The sequence below is a fragment of the Methylobacterium sp. FW102-HT35C08 genome (assembly GCF_058790235.1).
In genome coordinates, this window is the sequence record NZ_JBYTCL010000002.1 from 4,898,232 (window position 1) to 4,918,648 (window position 20,417).

At 70.5% G+C, this 20,417-nt stretch carries 15 protein-coding genes; 5 read left to right on the forward strand and 10 right to left on the reverse strand.

Annotation, left to right across the window (positions count from 1 at the left end; all coding sequences use genetic code 11):
* Window positions 1–85: 85 nt before the first annotated feature.
* From AC3WSN_RS23175 to AC3WSN_RS23205, 7 genes are all read right to left on the reverse strand, one after another.
* The gene (locus AC3WSN_RS23175) at window positions 86–2,320 is read right to left on the reverse strand and encodes a TonB-dependent siderophore receptor (protein WP_492541156.1); all 2,235 of its coding nucleotides are present in this window, start codon (window positions 2,318–2,320) and stop codon (window positions 86–88) included.
* A 173-nt stretch (window positions 2,321–2,493) separates the two neighbouring features.
* On the reverse strand, window positions 2,494–4,719 hold the full coding sequence (locus tag AC3WSN_RS23180; protein ID WP_492541158.1) for a TonB-dependent siderophore receptor: 2,226 nt from the start codon (window positions 4,717–4,719) through the stop codon (window positions 2,494–2,496).
* Window positions 4,720–4,979: 260 nt separating this feature from the next.
* Complete coding sequence (locus AC3WSN_RS23185) at window positions 4,980–5,864, reverse strand: acid phosphatase (RefSeq protein WP_492541160.1); 885 nt, start codon at window positions 5,862–5,864, stop codon at window positions 4,980–4,982.
* Window positions 5,865–6,002: 138 nt separating this feature from the next.
* Window positions 6,003–6,857, reverse strand: a complete 855-nt coding sequence (locus AC3WSN_RS23190) for an alpha/beta fold hydrolase (protein ID WP_492541161.1) — start codon at window positions 6,855–6,857, stop codon at window positions 6,003–6,005.
* Window positions 6,858–6,883: 26 nt separating this feature from the next.
* On the reverse strand, window positions 6,884–7,744 hold the full coding sequence (dapD, locus tag AC3WSN_RS23195; protein WP_192710402.1) for a 2,3,4,5-tetrahydropyridine-2,6-dicarboxylate N-succinyltransferase: 861 nt from the start codon (window positions 7,742–7,744) through the stop codon (window positions 6,884–6,886).
* A 35-nt stretch (window positions 7,745–7,779) separates the two neighbouring features.
* Complete coding sequence (locus AC3WSN_RS23200; protein WP_492541164.1) at window positions 7,780–8,295, reverse strand: cyclic nucleotide-binding domain-containing protein; 516 nt, start codon at window positions 8,293–8,295, stop codon at window positions 7,780–7,782.
* Window positions 8,296–8,361: 66 nt separating this feature from the next.
* A complete protein-coding gene (locus AC3WSN_RS23205) occupies window positions 8,362–9,048 on the reverse strand; it encodes a response regulator transcription factor (RefSeq protein WP_192710400.1) in 687 nt (228 codons plus the stop codon).
* 349 nt (window positions 9,049–9,397) lie between these two features.
* On the opposite strand from AC3WSN_RS23205, the gene AC3WSN_RS23210 reads away from it, so the two are divergent.
* A complete protein-coding gene (locus AC3WSN_RS23210) occupies window positions 9,398–9,964 on the forward strand; it encodes a L,D-transpeptidase family protein (protein WP_192710399.1) in 567 nt (188 codons plus the stop codon).
* Window positions 9,965–10,038: 74 nt separating this feature from the next.
* Here AC3WSN_RS23210 and AC3WSN_RS23215 read toward each other — a convergent pair whose 3' ends face one another.
* On the reverse strand, window positions 10,039–10,911 hold the full coding sequence (locus tag AC3WSN_RS23215; protein WP_192710398.1) for a LysR substrate-binding domain-containing protein: 873 nt from the start codon (window positions 10,909–10,911) through the stop codon (window positions 10,039–10,041).
* Between the two features lie 94 nt (window positions 10,912–11,005).
* Here AC3WSN_RS23215 and AC3WSN_RS23220 point away from each other — a divergent pair, with 94 nt between their 5' ends.
* On the forward strand, window positions 11,006–11,224 hold the full coding sequence (locus AC3WSN_RS23220; protein WP_492541167.1) for a hypothetical protein: 219 nt from the start codon (window positions 11,006–11,008) through the stop codon (window positions 11,222–11,224).
* Between the two features lie 16 nt (window positions 11,225–11,240).
* A complete protein-coding gene (locus tag AC3WSN_RS23225) occupies window positions 11,241–11,954 on the forward strand; it encodes a YoaK family protein (protein WP_492541169.1) in 714 nt (237 codons plus the stop codon).
* 58 nt (window positions 11,955–12,012) lie between these two features.
* On the opposite strand, the gene AC3WSN_RS23230 is transcribed toward AC3WSN_RS23225, so the two are convergent.
* The gene (locus tag AC3WSN_RS23230; RefSeq protein WP_492543224.1) at window positions 12,013–12,720 is read right to left on the reverse strand and encodes a YggS family pyridoxal phosphate-dependent enzyme; all 708 of its coding nucleotides are present in this window, start codon (window positions 12,718–12,720) and stop codon (window positions 12,013–12,015) included.
* A gap of 454 nt (window positions 12,721–13,174) precedes the next feature.
* Here AC3WSN_RS23230 and leuS point away from each other — a divergent pair, with 454 nt between their 5' ends.
* A complete protein-coding gene (gene leuS / locus AC3WSN_RS23235) occupies window positions 13,175–15,760 on the forward strand; it encodes a leucine--tRNA ligase (RefSeq protein ID WP_492541171.1) in 2,586 nt (861 codons plus the stop codon).
* Between the two features lie 353 nt (window positions 15,761–16,113).
* Here the strand turns inward: leuS and mtnA are convergent, their stop codons facing one another.
* A complete protein-coding gene (gene mtnA, locus AC3WSN_RS23240; RefSeq protein WP_192710394.1) occupies window positions 16,114–17,229 on the reverse strand; it encodes an S-methyl-5-thioribose-1-phosphate isomerase in 1,116 nt (371 codons plus the stop codon).
* A gap of 192 nt (window positions 17,230–17,421) precedes the next feature.
* Between mtnA and AC3WSN_RS23245 the strand changes: the two genes are divergently transcribed.
* Window positions 17,422–20,076, forward strand: a complete 2,655-nt coding sequence (locus AC3WSN_RS23245) for a DNA translocase FtsK (protein ID WP_492541173.1) — start codon at window positions 17,422–17,424, stop codon at window positions 20,074–20,076.
* Window positions 20,077–20,417: the final 341 nt, after the last annotated feature.

Sequence of the window (20,417 nt, forward strand, 5' to 3'; positions counted from 1 at the left end):
TGCTCCGGCCTTAGGACGGATTCCGCGCCGATCTCCAGTGCCGGGGGCGGGGGCCAGCCATGCCGGCGCCCGCCCCCGCGGGATCTCACCAGCGGTAGATCAGGCTGCCGATGACGGTGGCCGGGGCGCCTCGGAAGCAGTTTCCGAACGCGCAGGTGTTATAGGTCCGGTCGAAGATGTTGTAGGCGTTGATCTGCGCGCGCAGGCCTTGATACTTCGGGTCGATCGCGGCGAAATCGTACGCGACCAGCGCGTCGTAGAGCGTCACGGTGGGGTTGCGCACCGTGTTGTCGTCGTCGGCGAAGCTGGTGCCGATGTAGCGGATGCCGCCGCCGATCGTCAGGCCCCGGAAGGCCGAGTAGGTCGGGAACGCGTAGGTGAGGAACGACGCGTAGGTGTCGCTCGGGATGCCGGAGACGCGGTTCCCGTCCTGGTTGGCGCCCCCGAACGAGGTCTGACTCAGGAAGCGGAAATCGAGGTGCGTGTAGGCGATGGTCAGGTTCGTGCCCGGCGCGAGGTTGGCGGTCGCCTCGGCCTCGAAGCCGCGGGAGCGCACCGAGCCGGTCGCGGCCTGGAAGGCGATGTTGGTCGGGTCGGTGCGCAGGATGCTCGACTGCTCGATGTCGAAGCCCGCGAACGCGGTCTGGATGTTGGTGCCGGGGATCAGGTACTTCACGCCGGCCTCGATCTGGTCGCCGCTCGCCGGCTTGAAGGCCTGGCCGCGGGCATCCGTGCCGACCTGGGGCGTGAAGGTCGTGGCGTAGCTCGCGTAGGGCACGAGACCGGGCGCCAGCACGTAGCCGAGGCCGACGCGGCCGGTGAAGGCGGTGTCGTCCTGGCGGGTGACCGCGCTGACCGGCGTCGTGCGGTTGTCCTGGAAGATCCAGTCGTGCCGCCCGTTCAGCGTCAGGATGAAGTCGCCGAACCGGGCCTGATCCTGCAGATAGACGCCGATCTGGTCCTGGGCCTGCCGCGTCGGGCTCGCCAGCGTCGGCGTCGAGATGAATTGCCGGCCGTAATTCTGGGTGATGAGGTTGAGGTCGGGGGCGGGGCCGCCGCCGAAGCGGTTGCTCAGGCCGTAATGGGCGTAGTCCACGCCCGCTACCAGGGTGTGGGAGACCGGGCCGGTGACGAGGTGCGCCTCGAGCTGGTTGTCCAGCGTCTGCTGAACCAGCCCCTCGCGGATATAGCCGGTCGAGCGGGAGCCCAGCGTGCGCGCTTCGTTGATGGAATCGATGCTGGTGTATTTGGCGCTGAGGAAGATCCCGTAGTGCCGGAAGTTCTGGCGGAAGATCAGGTCGTCCGAGAACCGGTGCTCAAAGGCGTAGCCGATCCGGTACTGCGTCTGGTCGAGCCCGGCGAAGCGCGGGTCGCCGCTGTAATATTTGGTCACCCGGAAGCCGGGATCGTTGTAGTAGAACACGGTGGCCGGCGTGTTCCGGACCTGGAATTCGCTCAGGAAGGTGAGGGTGGTGTCGGCCGAGGGCTTCCACGTGAAGGCCGGGGCGATGTTGAGCTGGTCGTCGTTGGTGCCGCGGCCGATGAAGGTGCCGGCTTCCCGGCGCACGCCGGTCAGCCGGTAGGCCATGGTGCCGTCCGAGCCCTCCACCGGGCCGCCGAGGTCGAAATTGCCCTGGAAGCGGTCGAAGCTGCCGGACTGAAACCAGACCTCGCCGAAGGGCGCGAAGACCGGGCGCTTCGAGGTGGCGTCGAGGATGCCGCCCGGTGAGCCGAGGCCGTAGAGGCCTGAGGCCGGCCCGCGCAGGACTGTCACGGCCTCCAGCCCATAGGGCTCGATCCGCGGGAAGATGAAGCCGCTGCCGATCTGGCGCAGGCCGTCCCGGTAGGTGCCCTGGTTGGAGAGCACGTCGAAGCCGCGGATGAAGACCTGATCGAAGCGGGGGTCGAAGCCCGAGACGTTGATGGTGGCGCCCGGCACGTAGGCGAGGGCGTCGCTGAAGCTCTGGACGTTGCGGTCGTTGAGCTGCTCGCGGGTGACCACCGAGACGGATTGTGGGGTCTCGATCAGCGGTGTGTTGGTCTTGGTGGCGGTCGGGCTGATCCGGGCGACGTAGCCGGTGACGCCGGAGGGGCCGCCCCCGCCCCCGCTGGTGGCCGAGCTGTTGCCGCCGTCGCCGCCGCTGACATTGCCGCCCGCCCCGGAGACCGCCGGACCGGTCACGACTTGGCCGGCAGCCTCGACCGAGAGTTCGTTGAGCTGGACATCGGCGGGCTGGGCCGCGGCGCGACTGACCATGTGGGGCCCGACGAGGGCCGTGGAGGCGAGGAGCAGACCGAGGGAGGCAGAACGCGTGAACATCGAAGACCCTGTATTCGCGCCGTTAATCGGCACTTGGGGTCCTCTTCACCCGTTCACGGTTTGTTGATCAAGCCGGAAACGTGTTCTAGATCACACACTTAGAACGTTTAAAATGTGAAACGGTTCGAAGCTGCGGCCCACCTCGGAGCCGGCACAGACTGACCGGCCCTTCACTACCAGCGGTAGATCAGGCTGCCGATCACCGTGGCGGGGGCGCCGCGGTAGCAGAAGCCGGATTGGCACGTGTAGTAGTCGCGGTCGAAGATGTTGAACGCGTTGATCTGCGCCCGGAAGCCTTTGTACTTCGGGTCCAGCGCGGCGAAATCGTAGGCCACCAGGGCGTCGAACTGCGTCACCGTCGGGTTGCGCACGGTGTTGAGGTCGTCGGCGAAGCTCGTGCTCGTGTAGCGGATGCCACCGCCGATCTGCAGGCCGCGCAGCGGCGAGGCGGGCGGGAATTGATAGGTCCCGAAGGCCGCGAAGGTGTCGCCCGGGATGCCCGAAACGGCGTTGCCGCTGATCGACTGGGTCGTGCCCGGGAAGGTCGCGTTGCGATAGCGCAGGTCGAGATGCGTGTAGGCGACAGTCAGGTTCGTCCCACGCGCGAAATTGGCGGTCAGCTCCGCCTCGAAGCCCTTGGACTGGACCGACCCGGAGGCGACCTGATTGGCGACGTTGGTCGGATCGGTCTGCAGGACGCTCGACTGCACGATATCGAAGCCGGCAAAACTTCCGGTGATGTTGGTGTCCGGGATGGCGTACTTCACGCCGGCCTCGATCTGATCACCGGTGGCGGGCTTGAACGGGCGGCCGTTGATGTCGACGCCGAGCTGCGGCGTGAAGGTCGTGGCGTAGCTCGCGTAGGGCACCAGCCCCGGCGCCAGCAGGTAGTTGAGGCCGGCGCGGCCCGTGAAGGCGGAATCGTCCTGGCTCCGCGCCGCGCCGAGGCTGCCGGGCGTGCCGGCGCGGGTGGACTGGCTGACGAAATCCTGGCGGCCGGTCAGCGTCAGGACGAAGCGGTCGAACTTCGCCTGCTCCTGGATGTAGAGGCCGATCTGGTCCTGCGACTGCTCGGAGGCCGAGGCGAGGGCCGGGCGGGGCACGAAGGTGCGGTAGCGGAAGGTCGAGAAGTCGCTGACGCCCGCGAGGTTGAGGTCCGGGATCAGGCCGAAGCCGGCATCGCGCCGGTAATCGTATTGGAGGTAATCGACGCCGGCGAGCAGGGTGTGGCTCACCGGGCCGGTGATGAGATGCGCCTCGAGCTGGTTGTCGACCGCCACGTAGCCGAGCCGGTCGTGGATCAGCCCATTCTCGCGCTGGGCCGAGAGGCCGGTGACGCTGTCGATCTGCGTGTAGGCGAGATGGCTGTCGATGTTCTGGTAGCGGAAGTTCTGGCGAAAGATCAGGTCGTCCGAGAACCGGTGCTCGAAGGCGTAGCCGATGCGGTAGGAATCCTGGTTCAGGGCGTTGAAGGCCGCGTCGCCCTGGTAGAGGCGGGTGATGACGAAGCCCGGCGCGGTGTAGAAGGCCGAGGTGCCGGGCGCCTTGGAGTGCTGGAACTCGGTGAGCAGCGTGAAGGTGGTGTCGGCCGAGGGCTTCCAGGTCAGCGCCGGCGCGATGGTGAAGCGGTTGTCGGTGCCGCTCGGCAGGAACGTGTTCGCCTCGCGGAACGCGCCGGTCAGCCGGAAGGCGAGGGTGCCGTCCGAGCCCTCGATCGGGCTGCCGATGTCGAAATTGCCCTGGGTGCGATCGAAGTTGCCGCCCTGGAACCAGACCTCGCCGAAGGGCACGAAGACCGGCCGCTTCGAAGTGATGTCGACGATGCCGCCCGGTGAGCCCAACCCGTAGAGGCCGGAGGATGGTCCGCGCAGGATGGTCAGCGCCTCGGTGCCGTAGGGCTCGATCCGGGCCACTGCCTGCCCGACGCCGGGCTGGCGCAGGCCGTCGCGAAAGACGCCGTTGTTCGTCGCGGCGAAGCCGCGAATGTAGAAGGCGTCGAAGCGCGGGTCGAAGCCGAACACGTTGCTCGACACGCCGGGCGTGTAGGCCAGAGCCTCGTTGACGCTCTGGACGTTGCGGTCGTTGAGCTGCTCGCGGGTGACGACCGAGACCGATTGCGGGGTGTCGATCAGCGCGGTGTTGGTCTTGGTGGCGGTGGGGCTGACCCGGGCGACGTAGCCGGTGACCCCCGAGGGCCCGCCACCGCCCCCGCTGGTGGCCGAACTGTTGCCGTCGCCGCCGCTGACATTGCCGCCCGCGCCGGAGACGGCCGCGGCGGCCGGGGCGGGGCCTGCGGCCTCCACGGAGATCTCGTTGAGCTGCACCTTCGCCTCCTGGGCGAGGGCGGAGCCGGCGAGCGTCGTCGAGGCGAGCAGAACCGTGAGGCGGACCGAACGCATAAACCCTCGAAGCCCGAACCGGCACCGGTGACCGGCGATCGCGCGCTCACGATGGGCTGCTCAAGGATGATCGGGCAAGGCAGATTCGTGTTGAAAATCACACAGTTAGAAGACCTAAAATCTATAACCGTTCCAGCCTGGCGCGCTGTTCAGAGCCGGACCTGCATCCGACCCGCGGTCGGATCCCCCACGCGCAAAAGAGCTGTCGGCGCCCCGCCGAGATCTCCGGGGGCGCGCCGCTTCATCTGCGCCGCCCGATCTCAGAACTCCAGCGGCGGCTCCCGCAGGGCGTCGGCCTCCCGGGTGCAGGTCGCCTGATCGGGCGCGGTCCCGGCCCCGGCGAGGGCGGCGCGCAACTCGGCGCGGGCCTTCTCCAGGTCGGCCCGGAAGGTCGGGTCGCCCATCAGGGCCGCGAAGACCGTGGTGCCGGTCAGGCGCCCCGCGACCACGTCGCTGAGCCAGTGGACGCCGCAGACGATCCGGCTCTCGCCGTAGGCCCGGCCGCGGACCAGGATCGGGGTCGCCTTCTCGGGCACCAGGGCCGCCAGGATCAGCGCGTAGGCCCAGCCCTGCGTCGCGTGGCCGGAGGGATAGCTGAAGCTGTCGGCCAGCGCTTGGCTGCGCTGGACGCAGATCGGGGCCTCGTTGCCCACGAAGGGCCGCAGCCGGCGGTAATGCACCTTGGGACCGCGGGTGGCCCGGGCGAGGTCGAGGCGGGCCCGCTCCAGCAGGTTGATCACCGCCGGCACCCGGGTCTGGTCGATCCGGGTGCCGAGCACGCAGGCGAAGTTCTCCAGCACCGCAGCGGCGCCCTCGGCAACATCGTTGCTGGCGATCTCCCAGCGCGGGCTGCCCTTGAGGGCGCGGGTGCTGCTGAAGGCCGCCCGGTCGGCCTTGTCGAGGGGCGCGTCGTGGGCCGGCGGCGCCGGCAGGATCTTGAGGGCGTCGGGCAGCGCCGTGTCGGCGAGATAGGGTTTCGCCGCCGGCTTGCCGGGCTTGAGCGTGTCGGAGCCGAGCGACGGCGCCACGCCCAGCGGGGCAGGGCGGGGCATGTCCTCGGCCAGCGCCGGAACCGCCGCGGCGAGGAGAACGGCGAGGAGAGCGGGGAGGACGGACGGAGCGAGACGGGACGGGGTGCGCAGCATCGGATCCGGGGCTCTATCGGATGGAAACCTGCGGGCCAGTCCCGCTGCCGGACGAACGGCTCAACCGGTCCGCTCAGTCCCTGCACAGGCGGGCGATCCTGTCCAGATGGGGCCCGTCGCGCCCTGCGCTGAGGGACGTCAGCCCGCCCGGATCGCGGCCGCCACGGCCTCCGGATGCTCCTCGTGCGGGCTCAGCGCGCCGGGGATCACCGCGCCCGTCACCCGGCCGCCGGCGATCAGGGCGTCCATCTCGGCCCCCGAGCGGCGCGGGGCGCCCTCGGGCCGCAGCACCAGGATCGGCGGCAGGGCCGCGTCGAACAGGTCGAGGAAGGCCGCGCGGCTGGCCACAGGGTCGAGGCCGCCGGTGACGAAGGCCGCGGTGCCGAACCGGCCGTTGCGCTGGCGGGTGATCGCGTGCTTGTCGCGGACCACGGCCGGTGTGACGCGGGCCGCGTCGGCGTAGACATGGGCGCGCATCATCCGGCCGATGATCGGCGGGCTGATGTTGATCCGGTAGAGCGCCTCGCCGAGGATCGGGGCCTCCACGGCCCGGCGGATGCGCGGGAACCAGTGCGCGCGGCCCGGCATCGCGGTGGGCAGCGGCCCCCGCCAGGTCGCCGCCACCAGGACCAGCCGGGCGAAGGTGCCGGGATGGCGCCGCGCCACCGCCACGAGGTAGCCGGCGGCATGGCCGGCCGCGACGCCGAGCGCGTAGGGGCCGGGCGCGGCTTCGATCAGCGCGTCCAGGAAGGCGTGGAACGTCTCCGGGGCCAGCGGCACCCGGTCCCGCGGCCGGGCGCCGAAGCCCGGCCAGTCGGGGATGCGGCAGCGATACCCGGTCTCCAGTGCGCGGGCGAGGTCGCGCATCTCGGCCCGCGCCGAGATGGTCGAGAGGGCCGGGAGCAGGAGCGCGTCCTGCCCCTGGCCGATCACGTCGCAGGGCGTCGGCACCGGCCGGCCCGCCACCGTGAGGCTCAGCGCCTGCGTCTCCATCGGGCCGCCCTCGAGTCCCAGAAGAATCAGGTGCGGAGCAGCTCGTTGATCGCGGTCTTCGAGCGGGTGCCGGCATCGACGCGCTTCACGATCACCGCGCAGTACAGGCCCGGGCCGGGCGAGCCGTCCGGCAGCGCCTTGCCGGGCATCGTGCCCGAGACGACGACCGAGTAGGGCGGCACGCGGCCGTACATGACCTCGCCGGTGGTCCGGTCCACGATCTTGGTCGAGGCGCCGATATAGACGCCCATCGACAGGACGCTACCCTGGCCGACGATCACGCCCTCCGCCACCTCGGCGCGGGCGCCGATGAAGCAATCGTCCTCGATGATCACCGGGTTGGCCTGGAGCGGCTCCAGCACGCCCGCGATGCCGGCGCCGCCCGAGATGTGGCAGTTCTTGCCGACCTGCGCGCAGGAGCCGATCGTCACCCAGGTGTCGACCATCGTGCCCTCGCCGACATGGGCGCCGAGATTGACGAAGCTCGGCATCAGCACGGCGCCCGGCGCGATGTAGGAGCCGCGGCGGACGAAGCAGCCTGGCACGGCGCGCAGGCCCGCGGCGCGGAACTCGGCCTCGCCCCAGCCGGCGAACTTGGAGGCGACCTTGTCCCACCAGGGCGCGCCGCCGGGGCCGCCCTCGATCGCCGCCATGTCGTTGAGGCGGAAGGAGAGCAGCACCGCCTTCTTCAGCCACTGATTGACGACCCAATCCTGGTTGCCGCTCTTCTCGGCGACGCGGGCCTTGCCGGAATCGAGCAGGTCCAGGGCCGCCTCGACCGCCTCGCGCACCGCGCCCCGGGTGGCGGTCGAGATGTTGGCGCGGTCCTCCCAGGCGGCTTCGATGGTCTGGGCGAGATCGGAATGGGGCTTGCCGGCCTGGGACATGGACGGGTCAGAACTCTTGCGGCGGGAGCCCGTGCTTACAAGCGGTCACCGGGGCTGTCACCTGGGCTCTCACCCGGGCTCTCACCCGGAGCGATGCCGTCGATCGCCGCGAGCAGCGCGCGCACCTGATCGAGATCGGCCACCAGACCGGCGAGGTCGTCCGCGAGGGTGTCGTAGACGGCCTGGGCGGCGCCGGGGAATTCCTCCAGCACGCGGCGCATCAGGGTCGGGGTGATGCGCATGACCTCGGCGGTGCCCTCGGCCCGGGCCTCGGTCGGGCGCGTGCCGCGCACGAACAGGGCGAGCTGCCCGATCAGCGCCGCGCGCCCGGCCCGGACCGGCTCGGCCCCCGCGCCCCGCGGCTCGAGCCGGATCGTGCCCGACATCACCACGAAGCCGCCATCGGCCGGGTCGCCGCGGGAGAACAGCAGGTCGCCATCCGTGAGTTCGCGCCGCTCGGCCGCGAAGGTCAGCAGGCGCAGGGCATCCCGGTCGAGGAAGCCGAACAGCGGCGCGGCTGCGAGGATCGCGATGTCGTCGTCGAGCCCCAAGAACGCCTCACCACCCTGCGCGCACGCGAACCTATTCGGATCGCCTACACGGAAAACTTCATTTCGTCAGGGCAGCAACTTGTATCCACCGCCCTCCGTCACGAGGATCGCGGCGGTGGCAGGGTTGGGCTCGATCTTCTGGCGCAGCCGGTAGATATGCGTCTCCAGCGTGTGGGTGGTGACGTGCGCGTTGTAGCCCCAGACCTCGGCCAGCAGCGTGTCGCGGTTCACCACCGCCCGGCCCGCCCGGTAGAGGAAGCGCAGGATCGCGGTCTCCTTCTCGGTGAGCTTGAGCTTCGAGCCGCGCTCGCCGACCAGCAGCTTGGCCCCCGGCCGGAACGTGTAGGGACCGATCTGGAAGACCGCATCCTCGGAGGCCTCGTGGCTGCGCAGGTGCGCGCGGATGCGGGCCAGCAGGATGCCGAACTTGAACGGCTTGGTCACGTAGTCGTTGGCGCCGGCCTCAAGCCCCTCGACGTGATCCGCCTCCGAATCCTGGGCGGTGAGCATGATCACCGGGCCGCGGTATCCGGCCGCCCGCATCCGGCGCACGGCCTCGCGCCCGTCGAGATCGGGCAGGCCGACATCCATCACCGCGAGGTCGATGCGCTCCGCGGCCACCCGCCGGATCGCGTCCGCGGCGTTCGCCTCGGTGATCACCGAGAAATCCTCGCAGAGGTCGAGCTGCTCGGTGAGGGTGTCGCGCAGGATCGCGTCGTCGTCGCAGATCAGCAGGCGGTAGGCATTCGGCATCGTCCGGGTCCCAGAGCAGGCTGCGGAAGGGAAGGGCCGCCTTCCGGGCGCAGCGTGCGATGACTGATGGTCTCAGCAGGATCGCGCGTCGCGATTTTGCCGAGGGTATTGTTTCCGCATCATTGTCCGTGCCGGGCGGCGCGCGCCGTGATTCGAGGGCGTCGGCCGCGCCAGGCGTGGCGGCTTCGCTCCCAATCCCGGATCGGCCGCCCGGTTTCCGGCCAAGGATAGGGCAACGTTTGTGGCCGGAAACTGCCTTGTGCGCAATTGTTCACCGGATTCAAACTGCGAATCCCGGACCTGAGACCCGCCGTTCCGCTTCGGTGGACCAGGCTAAGAGGGGGTAGCCGTGCGTCGAGGACGAAATGAGGAGCCCGGCTCGGTCCGCCTGAGCCTGGGCGAGATCCGCGTGCGGGCGACGGTCGGGGACCGGCGGCGGGGCCAGCTCCTGGTTGGTCCGACGGTGATTCCCTGCGCCCTCGGGGCCGGGGGAATCGTCATCGCCAAGCGCGAGGGCGACGGCGGCTCGCCGCGGGGCCGCTTCCGCCTGCGGGGCGGCGCCTACCGGCCCGATCATCTCGGGGTCCGCCCGCGCACGGCGCTGCCGCTCCGGGCGACCCGGCCCGAGGACGGCTGGTGCGACGACCGGCGGGACCGCCGCTACAACCGGCCGATCCGCCTGCCGGCGCCGGGGGTCAGCGCCGAATCGATGTGGCGGGGCGACGGGCTCTACGACGTGGTGATCGACCTCGATTACAACCGCGCCCCGATCCGGAAGGGGCGGGGCTCGGCGATCTTCCTGCACATCGCCCGCGACGGCTACCGCCCCACGGAGGGCTGCGTCGCCCTCGCCCGGGCCGACCTGCTGCGGCTGCTCCGGCGCCTCGGGCCGCGGACGCATCTGCGGATCGGCTGAGCCCGGCTCGGCGGCAGCGCGACGCTGAGCGCGATAAGTCTGACCGCGCAGACGGCTCGGGGCCTGCGCGCCGTTCAGGACGGACCGGCGCCCTGAAGCTCGACCGTGCTCGCCAGGATCGCCTCCTGCAGCGCCGTGGCCAGATGGTGATGGCGGCCCGGGCCGAGCACGACGAATTCGACCTCTCCGAGTGCGGGCAGGCCCGCCGAGTCGGGGATCGCGGCCAGCCCTGGCGGCAGGACCTTGGCCGAGTGTGGCGCGATGCCCAGGCCGGCCTCGACGGCGGCGCGCAGCCCCATCAGGCTGCCGCTGGTGCAGGCAATCCGCCAGGATCGACCCGCCGCCTCAAGGGCATCGAGCGCCAGCGTGCGGGTCATCGAGGGTGGGGGATAGAGCACCAAGGGCAAGGGCTGCCCCGGATCCGGAACGAAGCCGGGCCGTCCCGTCCAGATCAGCTCCTCCGTCCAGGCCATCGTGCCGCGCGGATCGCCGCGCCGGCGCTTGCAGAAGATCACGTCCAAGTCGCCGGCATCGTAGCTTTGATAGAGCGCCCGGCTCAGCCCGACCGTGATCTGCAGATCCACCGCATCGTGACGATCGGCGAAGCGTGCGAGGACACGGCCCAGGGTCGCGAGGGTGTAGTCCTCCGAGACACCGAGCCGGATGCGGCCGCGCAGGCCGCTCGGCGAGAAGAAAGCGCACAGCCGGTCCTGCGCCTGCACGACGTCGTGCGCGAAGCCGATCAGGGCCTGGCCATCCGGCGTCGGGGCGACCCGATGGGTATCCCGCATCAGCAGGGAGCGGCCGAGAGCCTGTTCCAGCCGCGCGATATGCCCGCTGACCGTGGATTGCCGCAGCCCCAGCGACTGCGCCGCGCCCGTGAAGCTGCTGCTCTCGACGACGGCCAGGAAGGAGCGGAGCAGTGCGATGTTCGGAGGGCCCATCATGATTCATGATAACCGATATCGGTCACGCTGCGGCGCGGGCCGGCTTAAGGTCCGGGCCGAGCCCGTTGCAGGGCCCAGCCGCCGAGCCTCGTCCATGTCCGCACCCGTGCTCATGACAACGCTTTTCGTCGGCGGCTTGGTCGCGATCCCGACGCTCGGGAAGTGGGCGCAGCAGGTCACCGAGGCACTCGTCTTCCTCCTGGCGGTCATCATCGTGATGGGTGCGGCCCTGTATCTCTGCGCGCGCTGGCCGGATTACTACGCCAATCCGCAGACGCCGGTCGCCGCGACCGAACCTGCGGGCGCCGACTGATTTCGGGGTGCGTCGCGTGCGCTTACAGAGCACGGGTTGCGGCGCGGCCACCGGGGCTGCCCTCGCCTTCGTCGCCGGCTTCGTCGACGCGGCGGCCTTCATCGCGCTGACCGGCCTGTTCACGGCCCACGTCACCGGAAACTTCGTCCTGATCGGCGCCGAGCTGGTCGCAAGCTCGAGCGGCGTGCTGGCCAAGCTCCTGGCGCTGCCCGTCTTCGTCGGGGCAGTGGCGGGCGCGCGGGTTCTGGCGCTGCTGCTGGAGCGGCAGGGACGCGCGCCGTTGCCCTGGCTGCTCGCCGTCGAACTGGGCCTGCTCGCGGGCTTCGGTCTGTGCGGCACGCTGGCGGCGCCGTTGGGGGCGGCGGACGGCGCACCGGCCATCGCCGTCGGCATGTTGGCGGTCGCCGCCATGGGCCTGCAGAATGCCATCGGCCGCCTCTCCCTCGGCCATCTCGCGCCCACGACGGTGATGACGGTGAGCGTGAGCCAAGCCGTCATCGACGCGACGGACTTGGTCCTGCGGCGGGCCGAAGATCGCGATCAGACCCGCCGGCGGTTTCTGCGCGTACTGCCGGCCATCGCGGCCTTTGCCGCAGGCGCGCTGTGCGGAGCCTTCGGGATCGCGCATCTCGCCTTCGGCTGTGTCGTCCTCCCGCTCGGAATCCTGATGGCCCTGGTCATCCTGGCCGTGGCGCCGGTGAAGCGAACGCCGCTCCGTAACGTGTCCTGACCGACCGTGACATCGACCGGGCCGTTTCGGTTCGGCCCTTGGAACCCGTCGGGTGCCGCTACCCTTTCGGTCGCCGCGCCCCGAAGATCGCGGTCCCGACCCGGACATGGGTGGCGCCGAGCTGGATCGCCGCCGGGAAGTCGGCGCTCATGCCCATGGACAGGATCGGCAGGTTGTGCGCCTTCGCTAGCCGGGCCAGCTGGGCGAAATGGGCCGAGGGCGGATCCTCCGCGGGGGGGATGCACATCAGCCCCTGGATCGCGAGCCCGTGGGTCTCGCGGCATTCGGACAGCAGGGTGTCGAGCTGGTCCGGCAGGACGCCGCCCTTCTGAGGCTCGGCGCCGGTATTGACCTGGATCAGCAGCTTCGGGGTCCGGCCGGACCGGTCGATCTCCTTGGCGAGCGCCGCCGCGAGCGACAGCCGGTCGAGGGAGTGGATCACGTCGAACAGCGCCACCGCCTCCCGGGCCTTGTTCGACTGTAGCGGCCCGACGAGGTGCAGCTCCACATCCGGGAAGCGGGCGCGCAGGTCCGGCCATTTCGCCGTGGATTCCTGGACGTAGTTCTCGCCGAACACCCGCTGCCCGGCCTTGAGGGCGGGCAGGATGCCGTCGGCCGGCACGGTCTTGGAGATGGCCACCAGCTGGACCTCGGCCGGATCGCGCTCCGAATCCTCGGCGGCCCGGGCGATCGCCGCCCGCACCTCGGCAAGCCCGGCGGCGACGTCGGCCTGCCCGACCGGGGGCTTCTCCGTCCGGTGCCCCATCCCGTCCGTCGCCGGAGCGTTCGTGTCGGTGATCGCGTCGTCCATGCCTGCCTGTCCTATCGCTGCCGGACGCCGATCCTGCGCCCAACTGTACACGACCCGAGAACGGACCCCTCCGGGAGGCGCTTCTCCAACCCCAAACCCTCATCCTGAGGTGCCGGAGCGCAACGGAGGCCTCGGAGGAGACCTCCAGATGGCGCGGCGATCCCTGGAATCCTCCTTCGAGGCCCGCTCACGCGGGCACCTCAGGATGAGGGACGAGATCGGGAGCACCCCGGCGCAGGCTCTCGGTGTGGTCTGTGTCCTGTCATGCCGACCTATGCGTTCGCGCGCCCCGCGCAAGCCCGAATCGCGCGCCGCGTTGACCGGCTGCGGCGCAGATATGCTATCGCGGCGCAACCGTGCCGTGGTCATCCTTCGGAATGACCGACGAGCCCCTGACCCAGCCGGATCCATGACCACCAGCACCGCCCCCCAGCCCGTCGAGCGCTACAACGCCAAGGATGCCGAGCCGCGCTGGCAGGAGGCCTGGGCCGAGAAGCGCCTGTTCGAGACCGACAATTCCGACCCCCGCCCGAAATACTACGTGCTGGAGATGTTCCCCTACCCGTCGGGGCGCATCCACATGGGCCATGTCCGCAACTACGCAATGGGCGACGTGGTCGCCCGCTACAAGCGCGCCCGCGGCTTCAACGTCCTGCACCCAATGGGCTGGGACGCCTTCGGGTTGCCGGCCGAGAACGCCGCCATGGAGCGCAAGGTCAACCCGCGGGATTGGACCTACGCCAACATCGCCTCGATGCGCGACCAGCTGAAGGCCATGGGCCTGTCGCTCGACTGGAGCCGGGAGATCGCGACCTGCGATCCCGACTACTACAAGCACCAGCAGCGCATGTTCCTCGACTTCCTGGGCAAGGGCCTTGTCACCCGCCGCACCGCCAAGGTGAACTGGGACCCGGTCGACCACACGGTGCTGGCCAACGAGCAGGTGATCGACGGGCGCGGCTGGCGCTCCGGCGCCCTGGTGGAGCAGCGCGAGCTGACCCAGTGGTTCTTCAAGATCACCGACTTCGCCGAGGACCTGCTGACCGCCCTCGACGGGCTGGATCGCTGGCCGGAGAAGGTCCGGCTGATGCAGAAGAACTGGATCGGCCGCTCGGAAGGCCTGGAGGTTCAGTTCAGCCTCGCCCAGCCGGTGGCCGGTGCCGCCGACACGGTGACCGTCTACACGACCCGGCCCGACACGCTGTTCGGCGCCAAGTTCCTGGCGATCGCGGCCGACCACCCCCTGGCCGCCGCTCTGGCCGAGGGACGGCCGGAGCTGCAGACCTTCATCGAGGAGTGCCGCCGCACCGGCACCGCCCAGGCCGCGATCGACACCGCCGAGAAGCACGGCTTCGACACTGGCCTCACAGTCCGCCATCCCCTGGACCCGTCCTGGGAGCTGCCGGTCTACGTGGCGAACTTCGTGCTGATGGAATACGGCACCGGTGCGGTGTTCGGCTGCCCGGCGCACGACCAGCGCGACCTCGACTTCTCGAACAAGTACGGGCTCGGCAACACGCCCGTGGTCTGCCCGGAGGGGCAGGACCCGGCGAGCTTCGTGATTACCGACACCGCCTATGTCGAGGACGGGCGGATGATCAACTCGCGCTTCCTCGACGGGATGAGCACGGACGAGGCCTTCGAGGCTGTGGCCCGGCGGCTGGAAGGGGAGGGGGGCGCCAAGCGCAAGGTCCAGTTCCGCCTGCGCGACTGGGGCGTCTCCCGGCAGCGCTACTGGGGCTGCCCGATCCCGATCATCCACTGCGACAGCTGCGGCCCAGTCCCGGTGCCGGTGGCCGACCTGCCTGTGAAGCTGCCGGAGGAGGTGTCCTTCGACCAGCCCGGCAACCCGCTTGAGCGGGACGCCGCGTGGCGCAACGTGCCCTGCCCGCATTGCGGCGCGGCGGCCCGGCGCGAGACCGACACGATGGACACGTTCGTCGATTCGTCCTGGTACTACGCCCGCTTCACCGCGCCCTGGCTGGCGGACGCGCCCACCGACCGGGCGGTAGTCGATCGCTGGCTGGCGGTGGACCAGTATATCGGCGGCATCGAGCACGCGATCCTGCACCTGCTCTACGCCCGTTTCTTCATGCGGGCGATGCGCGAGACCGGCTGGGCCGGCGTCGCAGAGCCGTTCGCCGGCCTGTTCACGCAGGGCATGGTGGTCCACGAGACCTACAAGGACGCGGCCGGTGCCTGGGTGCCCCCGGCCGAGATCCGCTTCGCCACCGAGGAGGGCGAGCGCCGCGCGTTTCACGTGAAAACTCAGGCGCCGATCGCGATCGGCCCGATCGAGAAGATGTCGAAGTCGAAGAAGAACGTGGTCGATCCCGACGACATCATCGCGAGCTACGGGGCCGACACGGCGCGCTGGTTCATGCTGTCCGACTCGCCGCCCGAGCGCGACGTGATCTGGACCGAGGAGGGCGTGCAGGGCGCGGCCCGGTTCGTCCAGAAGGTCTGGCGGCTGGTGAACGCGGCCGGGCAGGCGAAAGGCGACGGCGCCGCGGATCTGCCGCTGCGCAAGGCCGCCCACCGGGCTTTGGCTTCCGTGCAGGATGATATCGAGCGCCTGCGCTTCAACCGCTGTGTCGCCCACATCTACACCCTGGCCAACGCCCTGGAGGACGGCCTGCGCGGCCCGGTCTCGCCAGCCGCCGCCAAGGAGGCGGCCGGGATCCTGGTGCAGCTCATCGCCCCGATGATGCCCCACCTCGCCGAGGAATGCTGGTCCGTCCTGGGTGGCGGCGGCCTCGTCGCCCAGGCGCCCTGGCCCGAGACCGAGGCGGGGCTCCTCGTCGAGGACGAGATCACCCTGCCGGTGCAGATCAACGGCAAGAAACGCGCGGACGTCACCGTGCCGCGCGACGCCGACGCCCAGGCCGTGGAGGCCGCGACCCTGGCGCTGGCAGCGGTCCAGACGATCCTGGAGGGGAGGGCGCCCCGAAAGGTGATCGTGGTGCCAGGGCGGATCGTGAACTTGGTGGTGTGAGGCGTCGGTCGGCCGATCCCATCCGGGATCTACGCCGACCCACCCTCTGTCCTCATCCTGAGGTGCCGGCGCGCGGCGAGCGCCGGTCCGCCCCACCCTGCGCAACCGGGCTCTTGCGGCCCGAGCAACTGTCCGGGGTCGTGGAATGGATGGACAGGCGTCCGAGCTGAGGTGCGGGCTTCAAAGCCCCAGGATGGGCCGGCGTCCCACCCGTCGCCGCAGACCTGATCCGACAAGATCGGACTCCGGATGACTTTCAAGGATGCGGGCGCGGGTCGGAGGCCGGCACAGGACTCGGTACCGCCCCGGTGTCGCTCGGGATCACGCGACCGGAACAGCTCCGAACCGGGCTCTCACGCCGCGTTGCGGCGCTCCGGATAGAGCCCGTACAGGCCCTCGCGGCTCGCGTCGCAGACGCCGCGCTCGGTGATGATCCCGGTCATCAGCCGGGCCGGCGTCACGTCGAAGGCCGGGTTGGCCACCGGGCTGCCGGGCGAGACCACCTCGATCGTGGCGAAACCGCCATCGGCGAGCCGCCCGGTCATGTGGGTGACCTCGCGCCCGTCGCGCTCCTCGATCGGGATCTCCCTGACGCCGTCGTCGAGCGTCCAATCGATGGTCGAGAACGGCAGCGCCGCGTAGAACGGCACGCCGGTATCGTGGGCGGCGAGCGCCTTCAGGTAGGTGCCGATCTTGTTGCAGACGTCGCCCGAGGCCGTGGTCCGGTCCGAGCCGACGATGCAGAGATCGACCTGACCGTGCTGCATCAGGTGGCCGCCAGCATTGTCGGCGATCACCGTGTGGGGCACGCCGTGGCCGTTGAGCTCGAAAGCGGTCAGTGCCGCGCCCTGGCTGCGCGGCCGGGTCTCGTCGACCAGCACGTGGACCGGCACGCCCTGCTCGTGGGCGGCGTAGATCGGCGCGAGCGCCGTTCCCCAATCCACCGTGGCGAGCCAGCCGGCATTGCAATGGGTCAGCACCGTGATCGGCTTGTCGCCGCCCTTGGCCCCGCCCTTGGCCCTGTGCAGGTCGGCGATGATCCGGCTGCCATGGGCGCCGATCGATCGGCAACTCGCTACGTCCTCCTCAGCGATGCGGCCGGCCTCCGCGAACGCGCGGGCGAAGCGCTCGCCCGGCTGGACCTGCCGCAGGTTGGCCGAGAGCCGGTCGAGCGCCCAGCGCAGGTTGATCGCGGTCGGACGGGTGGCGGCCAGCGTCGCCACCGCCCGGTCGATCCCGTCGAGGGAGGCATCCGCCCGCATGGCGAGCGCCAGCCCGTAGGCGGCGGTGACGCCGATCAGCGGCGCGCCGCGCACGATCATGGTGCGGATCGCGACCGCGGCGTCGTCCAGCGTGGCCAGCCGCTTCAGCTCGAACGCGAAGGGCAGGCGCGTCTGGTCGATGACCTGGACGCTGACGCCGTCCGGGTCCGGGAAGATCGTGCGGTAGGGCTGGCCGTCGATGTTCATGGCCGGTTCTGTGCCACAGCGGGACGGGTTTTGCACCCTCCCGGATGATCCGGCGCCGGGGCCGGCACCGGAGCCGACATCGGATTGGGGACGCCCGTACGAGGGCCGGTCAGCCTTCCTCAACCTTAGCGGCTCGTTAAGGCCCCCGTGCCTAGCCTCTGGAGTACGTCCCCGTTTTGCGTCCGGTCCCGCATGCGCTCGCTTCGCCGTCCCGCATCGCCCTACGACACTTTCGTCGATAGCGTTCGCCCGTTCCTGGGCAAGCGCCTGACGGAACTCGGCGGCCTCGTGCTGTTCACCGGCGCGGTCGCCCTGACCGTGGCTCTGGCCACATGGTCGATCGACGATCCGAGCCTGAACCACGCCACCGACCATGCCGCCCACAACGTCCTCGGCCAGCCGGGCGCCGTCGTGGCGGATCTCGCCATGCAGATCCTCGGTCTCGGCGCCCTCGCCTTCGTCCTGCCGCCGGTCCTCTGGGGCGTGCGGCTGATGCGCGAGCGCAACCTCCCTGACGGCGGCCTGCGCATCGCGCTCTGGATCATCGGCTTCTGCGCGGCGAGCGCGGTGGCGAGCGCGCTGCCGCCGACGACGCGCTGGCCGCTGCCCACCGGCCTCGGCGGCGTGGCCGGCGACGGCCTGCTGTCGATGGCCCGGGTGATCGTCGGGGCGGTCTCGTCGGCGGCCGCGCATCTCGTCGGCTTCGGCTACGCCGCGGTGGCGATCCTCAGCCTGACCGGAGCCTGCCGTTTCGGAGCCGTGGAGGATGACTCGCTCCACGACGAGCCCTATCCCGTCCGGCGCGCGCCGATGCGGGGCCGCGACTCGGGCCGCGACGAGCGCGAGGATGCCGACGAGCCGAGCCTCGGCCTCGTCGGGATCGGCGCCCTGGCGCAGGGGCTGATGGGCCTCCGCCACGCCGCCTCCGAGCGGATCGCGACCTGGCGCGCGGACCGGGCCGAACCTTTCGACGGCGCCTCGCCGGCCCTCGCGGCCCGGCGGGCCTTCACGGATGCGGACCTGCCCTGGGCCGACCACCTGCCGGAGGGCGCCCGGCCGGGCGCGGCCCGGCGCGAGCCCGTGTTCGACGCGCAGGACGGGTCGCCGGTCCCGGCGGCGACCGCTCGCCGGGCCGTGCCGCTGCACGACGACGAGGACGAGGCGGAGGCGTTCGAGGCCCCGCAGCGCCCGGCCCCGTCGCGGCCCGAGCCGGCCGCGTCCCGCGTCGCCCCGCCGCCCGCCGCGCCCGTGCCGGCCCGCCGCGCGCCGGCGCCGCCGACCCGTCCCGAGGATTACGCCCTACCGGCCCTCGATCTGCTGGCCGCGCCGCGCGGCCCGTCGCCGGCGAGCCAGATCTCGGCGGACGCCCTGGAGCAGAACGCGACGCTGCTCGAGGCGACGCTCGGCGATTTCGGCGTGCGCGGCGACATCCTGGCGGTGCGGCCCGGTCCGGTCGTCACCCTCTACGAGCTCGAGCCCGCCCCCGGCACCAAATCCAGCCGCGTGATCGCGCTGGCGGACGATATCGCCCGCTCCATGTCGGCGGTCTCGGCCCGCGTCGCGGTCGTCCCCGGCCGCAACGCCATCGGCATCGAATTGCCGAACGCCAAGCGCGAGACGGTGTACCTGCGCGAGCTCCTCGCCTCCACGGACTTCGCCGAGAGCAAGCACAAGCTGGCTCTGTGCTTAGGGAAAAACATCGGCGGCGAGCCGATCATCGCCGACCTCGCGCGCATGCCGCACCTCTTGGTCGCCGGCACCACCGGCTCGGGCAAGTCGGTGGCGATCAACACGATGATCCTCAGCCTGCTCTACCGGCTCAAGCCGGAAGAGTGCCGCCTGATCATGGTCGATCCCAAGATGCTGGAGCTGTCGGTCTATGACGGCATCCCGCACCTGCTCTCCCCCGTCGTGACCGACCCGAAGAAGGCGGTGATCGCCCTCAAATGGGCCGTGCGCGAGATGGAGGAGCGCTACAAGAAGATGTCCAAGATCGCGGTCCGCAACATCGACGGCTACAACGCCCGGGTCGCCGAGGCGGCGGCGCGCGGCGAGGTCCTGACCCGGACCGTGCAGACCGGCTTCGACCGCCACACCGGCGAGGCGGTCTACGAGGACGAGGCGATGGACCTGGCGCCTCTGCCGTACATCGTGATCGTGGTGGACGAGATGGCCGACCTGATGATGGTGGCCGGCAAGGACATCGAGGGCGCGATCCAGCGGCTGGCGCAGATGGCGCGCGCGGCCGGCATCCACCTGATCATGGCCACCCAGCGCCCGTCGGTGGACGTGATCACCGGCACGATCAAGGCGAACTTCCCGACCCGGATCAGCTTCCAGGTGACCAGCAAGATCGATAGCCGCACGATCCTGGGCGAGATGGGCGCCGAGCAGCTTCTGGGCCAGGGCGACATGCTGTTCATGGCCGGCGGCGGGCGCACGACGCGCGTGCATGGGCCGTTCTGCTCGGACAGCGAGGTCGAGAGCGTGGTCGCCCACCTCAAGCGCCAGGGCCGGCCCAGCTACCTCGACGCCGTCACGGCGGATGAGGACGAGGGCGCGCCTGAGAAGGGCGGCAAGGGGAAGGCCGGCGCGGCCGAACTCGAACTCGACGGCGCGGTATTCGACCAGGGCTCCTTCGGCGAGGCCGGCGGCGACCTCTACGATCAGGCCGTGCAGGTGGTGCTGCGCGACCAGAAGGCCTCGACCAGCTACATCCAGCGCCGGCTGCAGATCGGCTACAACCGCGCCGCCTCGATCATGGAGCGGATGGAGATCGAGGGCATCGTCGGCCCGGCCAACCATGCCGGCAAGCGCGAGATCCTGGTGGAGGAGGCCGTCGGCTGATCGTTGCGGGCGCTGAAGCCGCTGGCTCAGCTTTCCCGGCGGTTCCAGACCGAGCCTCATCCTGAGGTGCCGGAGCGTAGCGGAGGCCTCGAAGGAGCCCTCCAGTCGACCGCGCGATCCCTGGAGCCCTCCTTCGAGGCCGCTCCCCGGCACCTCGGGATGCGGTGTTCGGGTTGGAGTGCCCCGTCGCCCCCTCTCGGCAGGGCGGCTAAAAAAATCTGCTTCGGCTCGGAACCCGACCGCTATCCGCACGTTACGCGCGTGCGAGGCCTGGAAACGGGCTCGCAGCGAGGGCGCCGGGCTCGATGTCCGGCGTCGCTTGTAGTCACGTTGCTCGTTGG

Coding starts and splice junctions, on each gene's coding strand:
- mtnA (WP_192710394.1), bottom strand. CDS start 17,229: ATGAACATCGACGGCCAGCCCTACCGCACGATCTTCCCGGACCCGGAC.
- AC3WSN_RS23230 (WP_492543224.1), bottom strand. CDS start 12,720: ATGGGGCACCGGACGGAGAAGCCCCCGGTCGGGCAGGCCGACGTCGCC.
- AC3WSN_RS23215 (WP_192710398.1), bottom strand. CDS start 10,911: ATGATGGGCCCTCCGAACATCGCACTGCTCCGCTCCTTCCTGGCCGTC.
- AC3WSN_RS23185 (WP_492541160.1), bottom strand. CDS start 5,864: ATGCTGCGCACCCCGTCCCGTCTCGCTCCGTCCGTCCTCCCCGCTCTC.
- AC3WSN_RS23180 (WP_492541158.1), bottom strand. CDS start 4,719: ATGCGTTCGGTCCGCCTCACGGTTCTGCTCGCCTCGACGACGCTCGCC.
- leuS (WP_492541171.1), top strand. CDS start 13,175: ATGACCACCAGCACCGCCCCCCAGCCCGTCGAGCGCTACAACGCCAAG.
- dapD (WP_192710402.1), bottom strand. CDS start 7,744: ATGTCCCAGGCCGGCAAGCCCCATTCCGATCTCGCCCAGACCATCGAA.
- AC3WSN_RS23190 (WP_492541161.1), bottom strand. CDS start 6,857: ATGGAGACGCAGGCGCTGAGCCTCACGGTGGCGGGCCGGCCGGTGCCG.
- AC3WSN_RS23175 (WP_492541156.1), bottom strand. CDS start 2,320: ATGTTCACGCGTTCTGCCTCCCTCGGTCTGCTCCTCGCCTCCACGGCC.
- AC3WSN_RS23205 (WP_192710400.1), bottom strand. CDS start 9,048: ATGCCGAATGCCTACCGCCTGCTGATCTGCGACGACGACGCGATCCTG.
- AC3WSN_RS23220 (WP_492541167.1), top strand. CDS start 11,006: ATGTCCGCACCCGTGCTCATGACAACGCTTTTCGTCGGCGGCTTGGTC.
- AC3WSN_RS23245 (WP_492541173.1), top strand. CDS start 17,422: ATGCGCTCGCTTCGCCGTCCCGCATCGCCCTACGACACTTTCGTCGAT.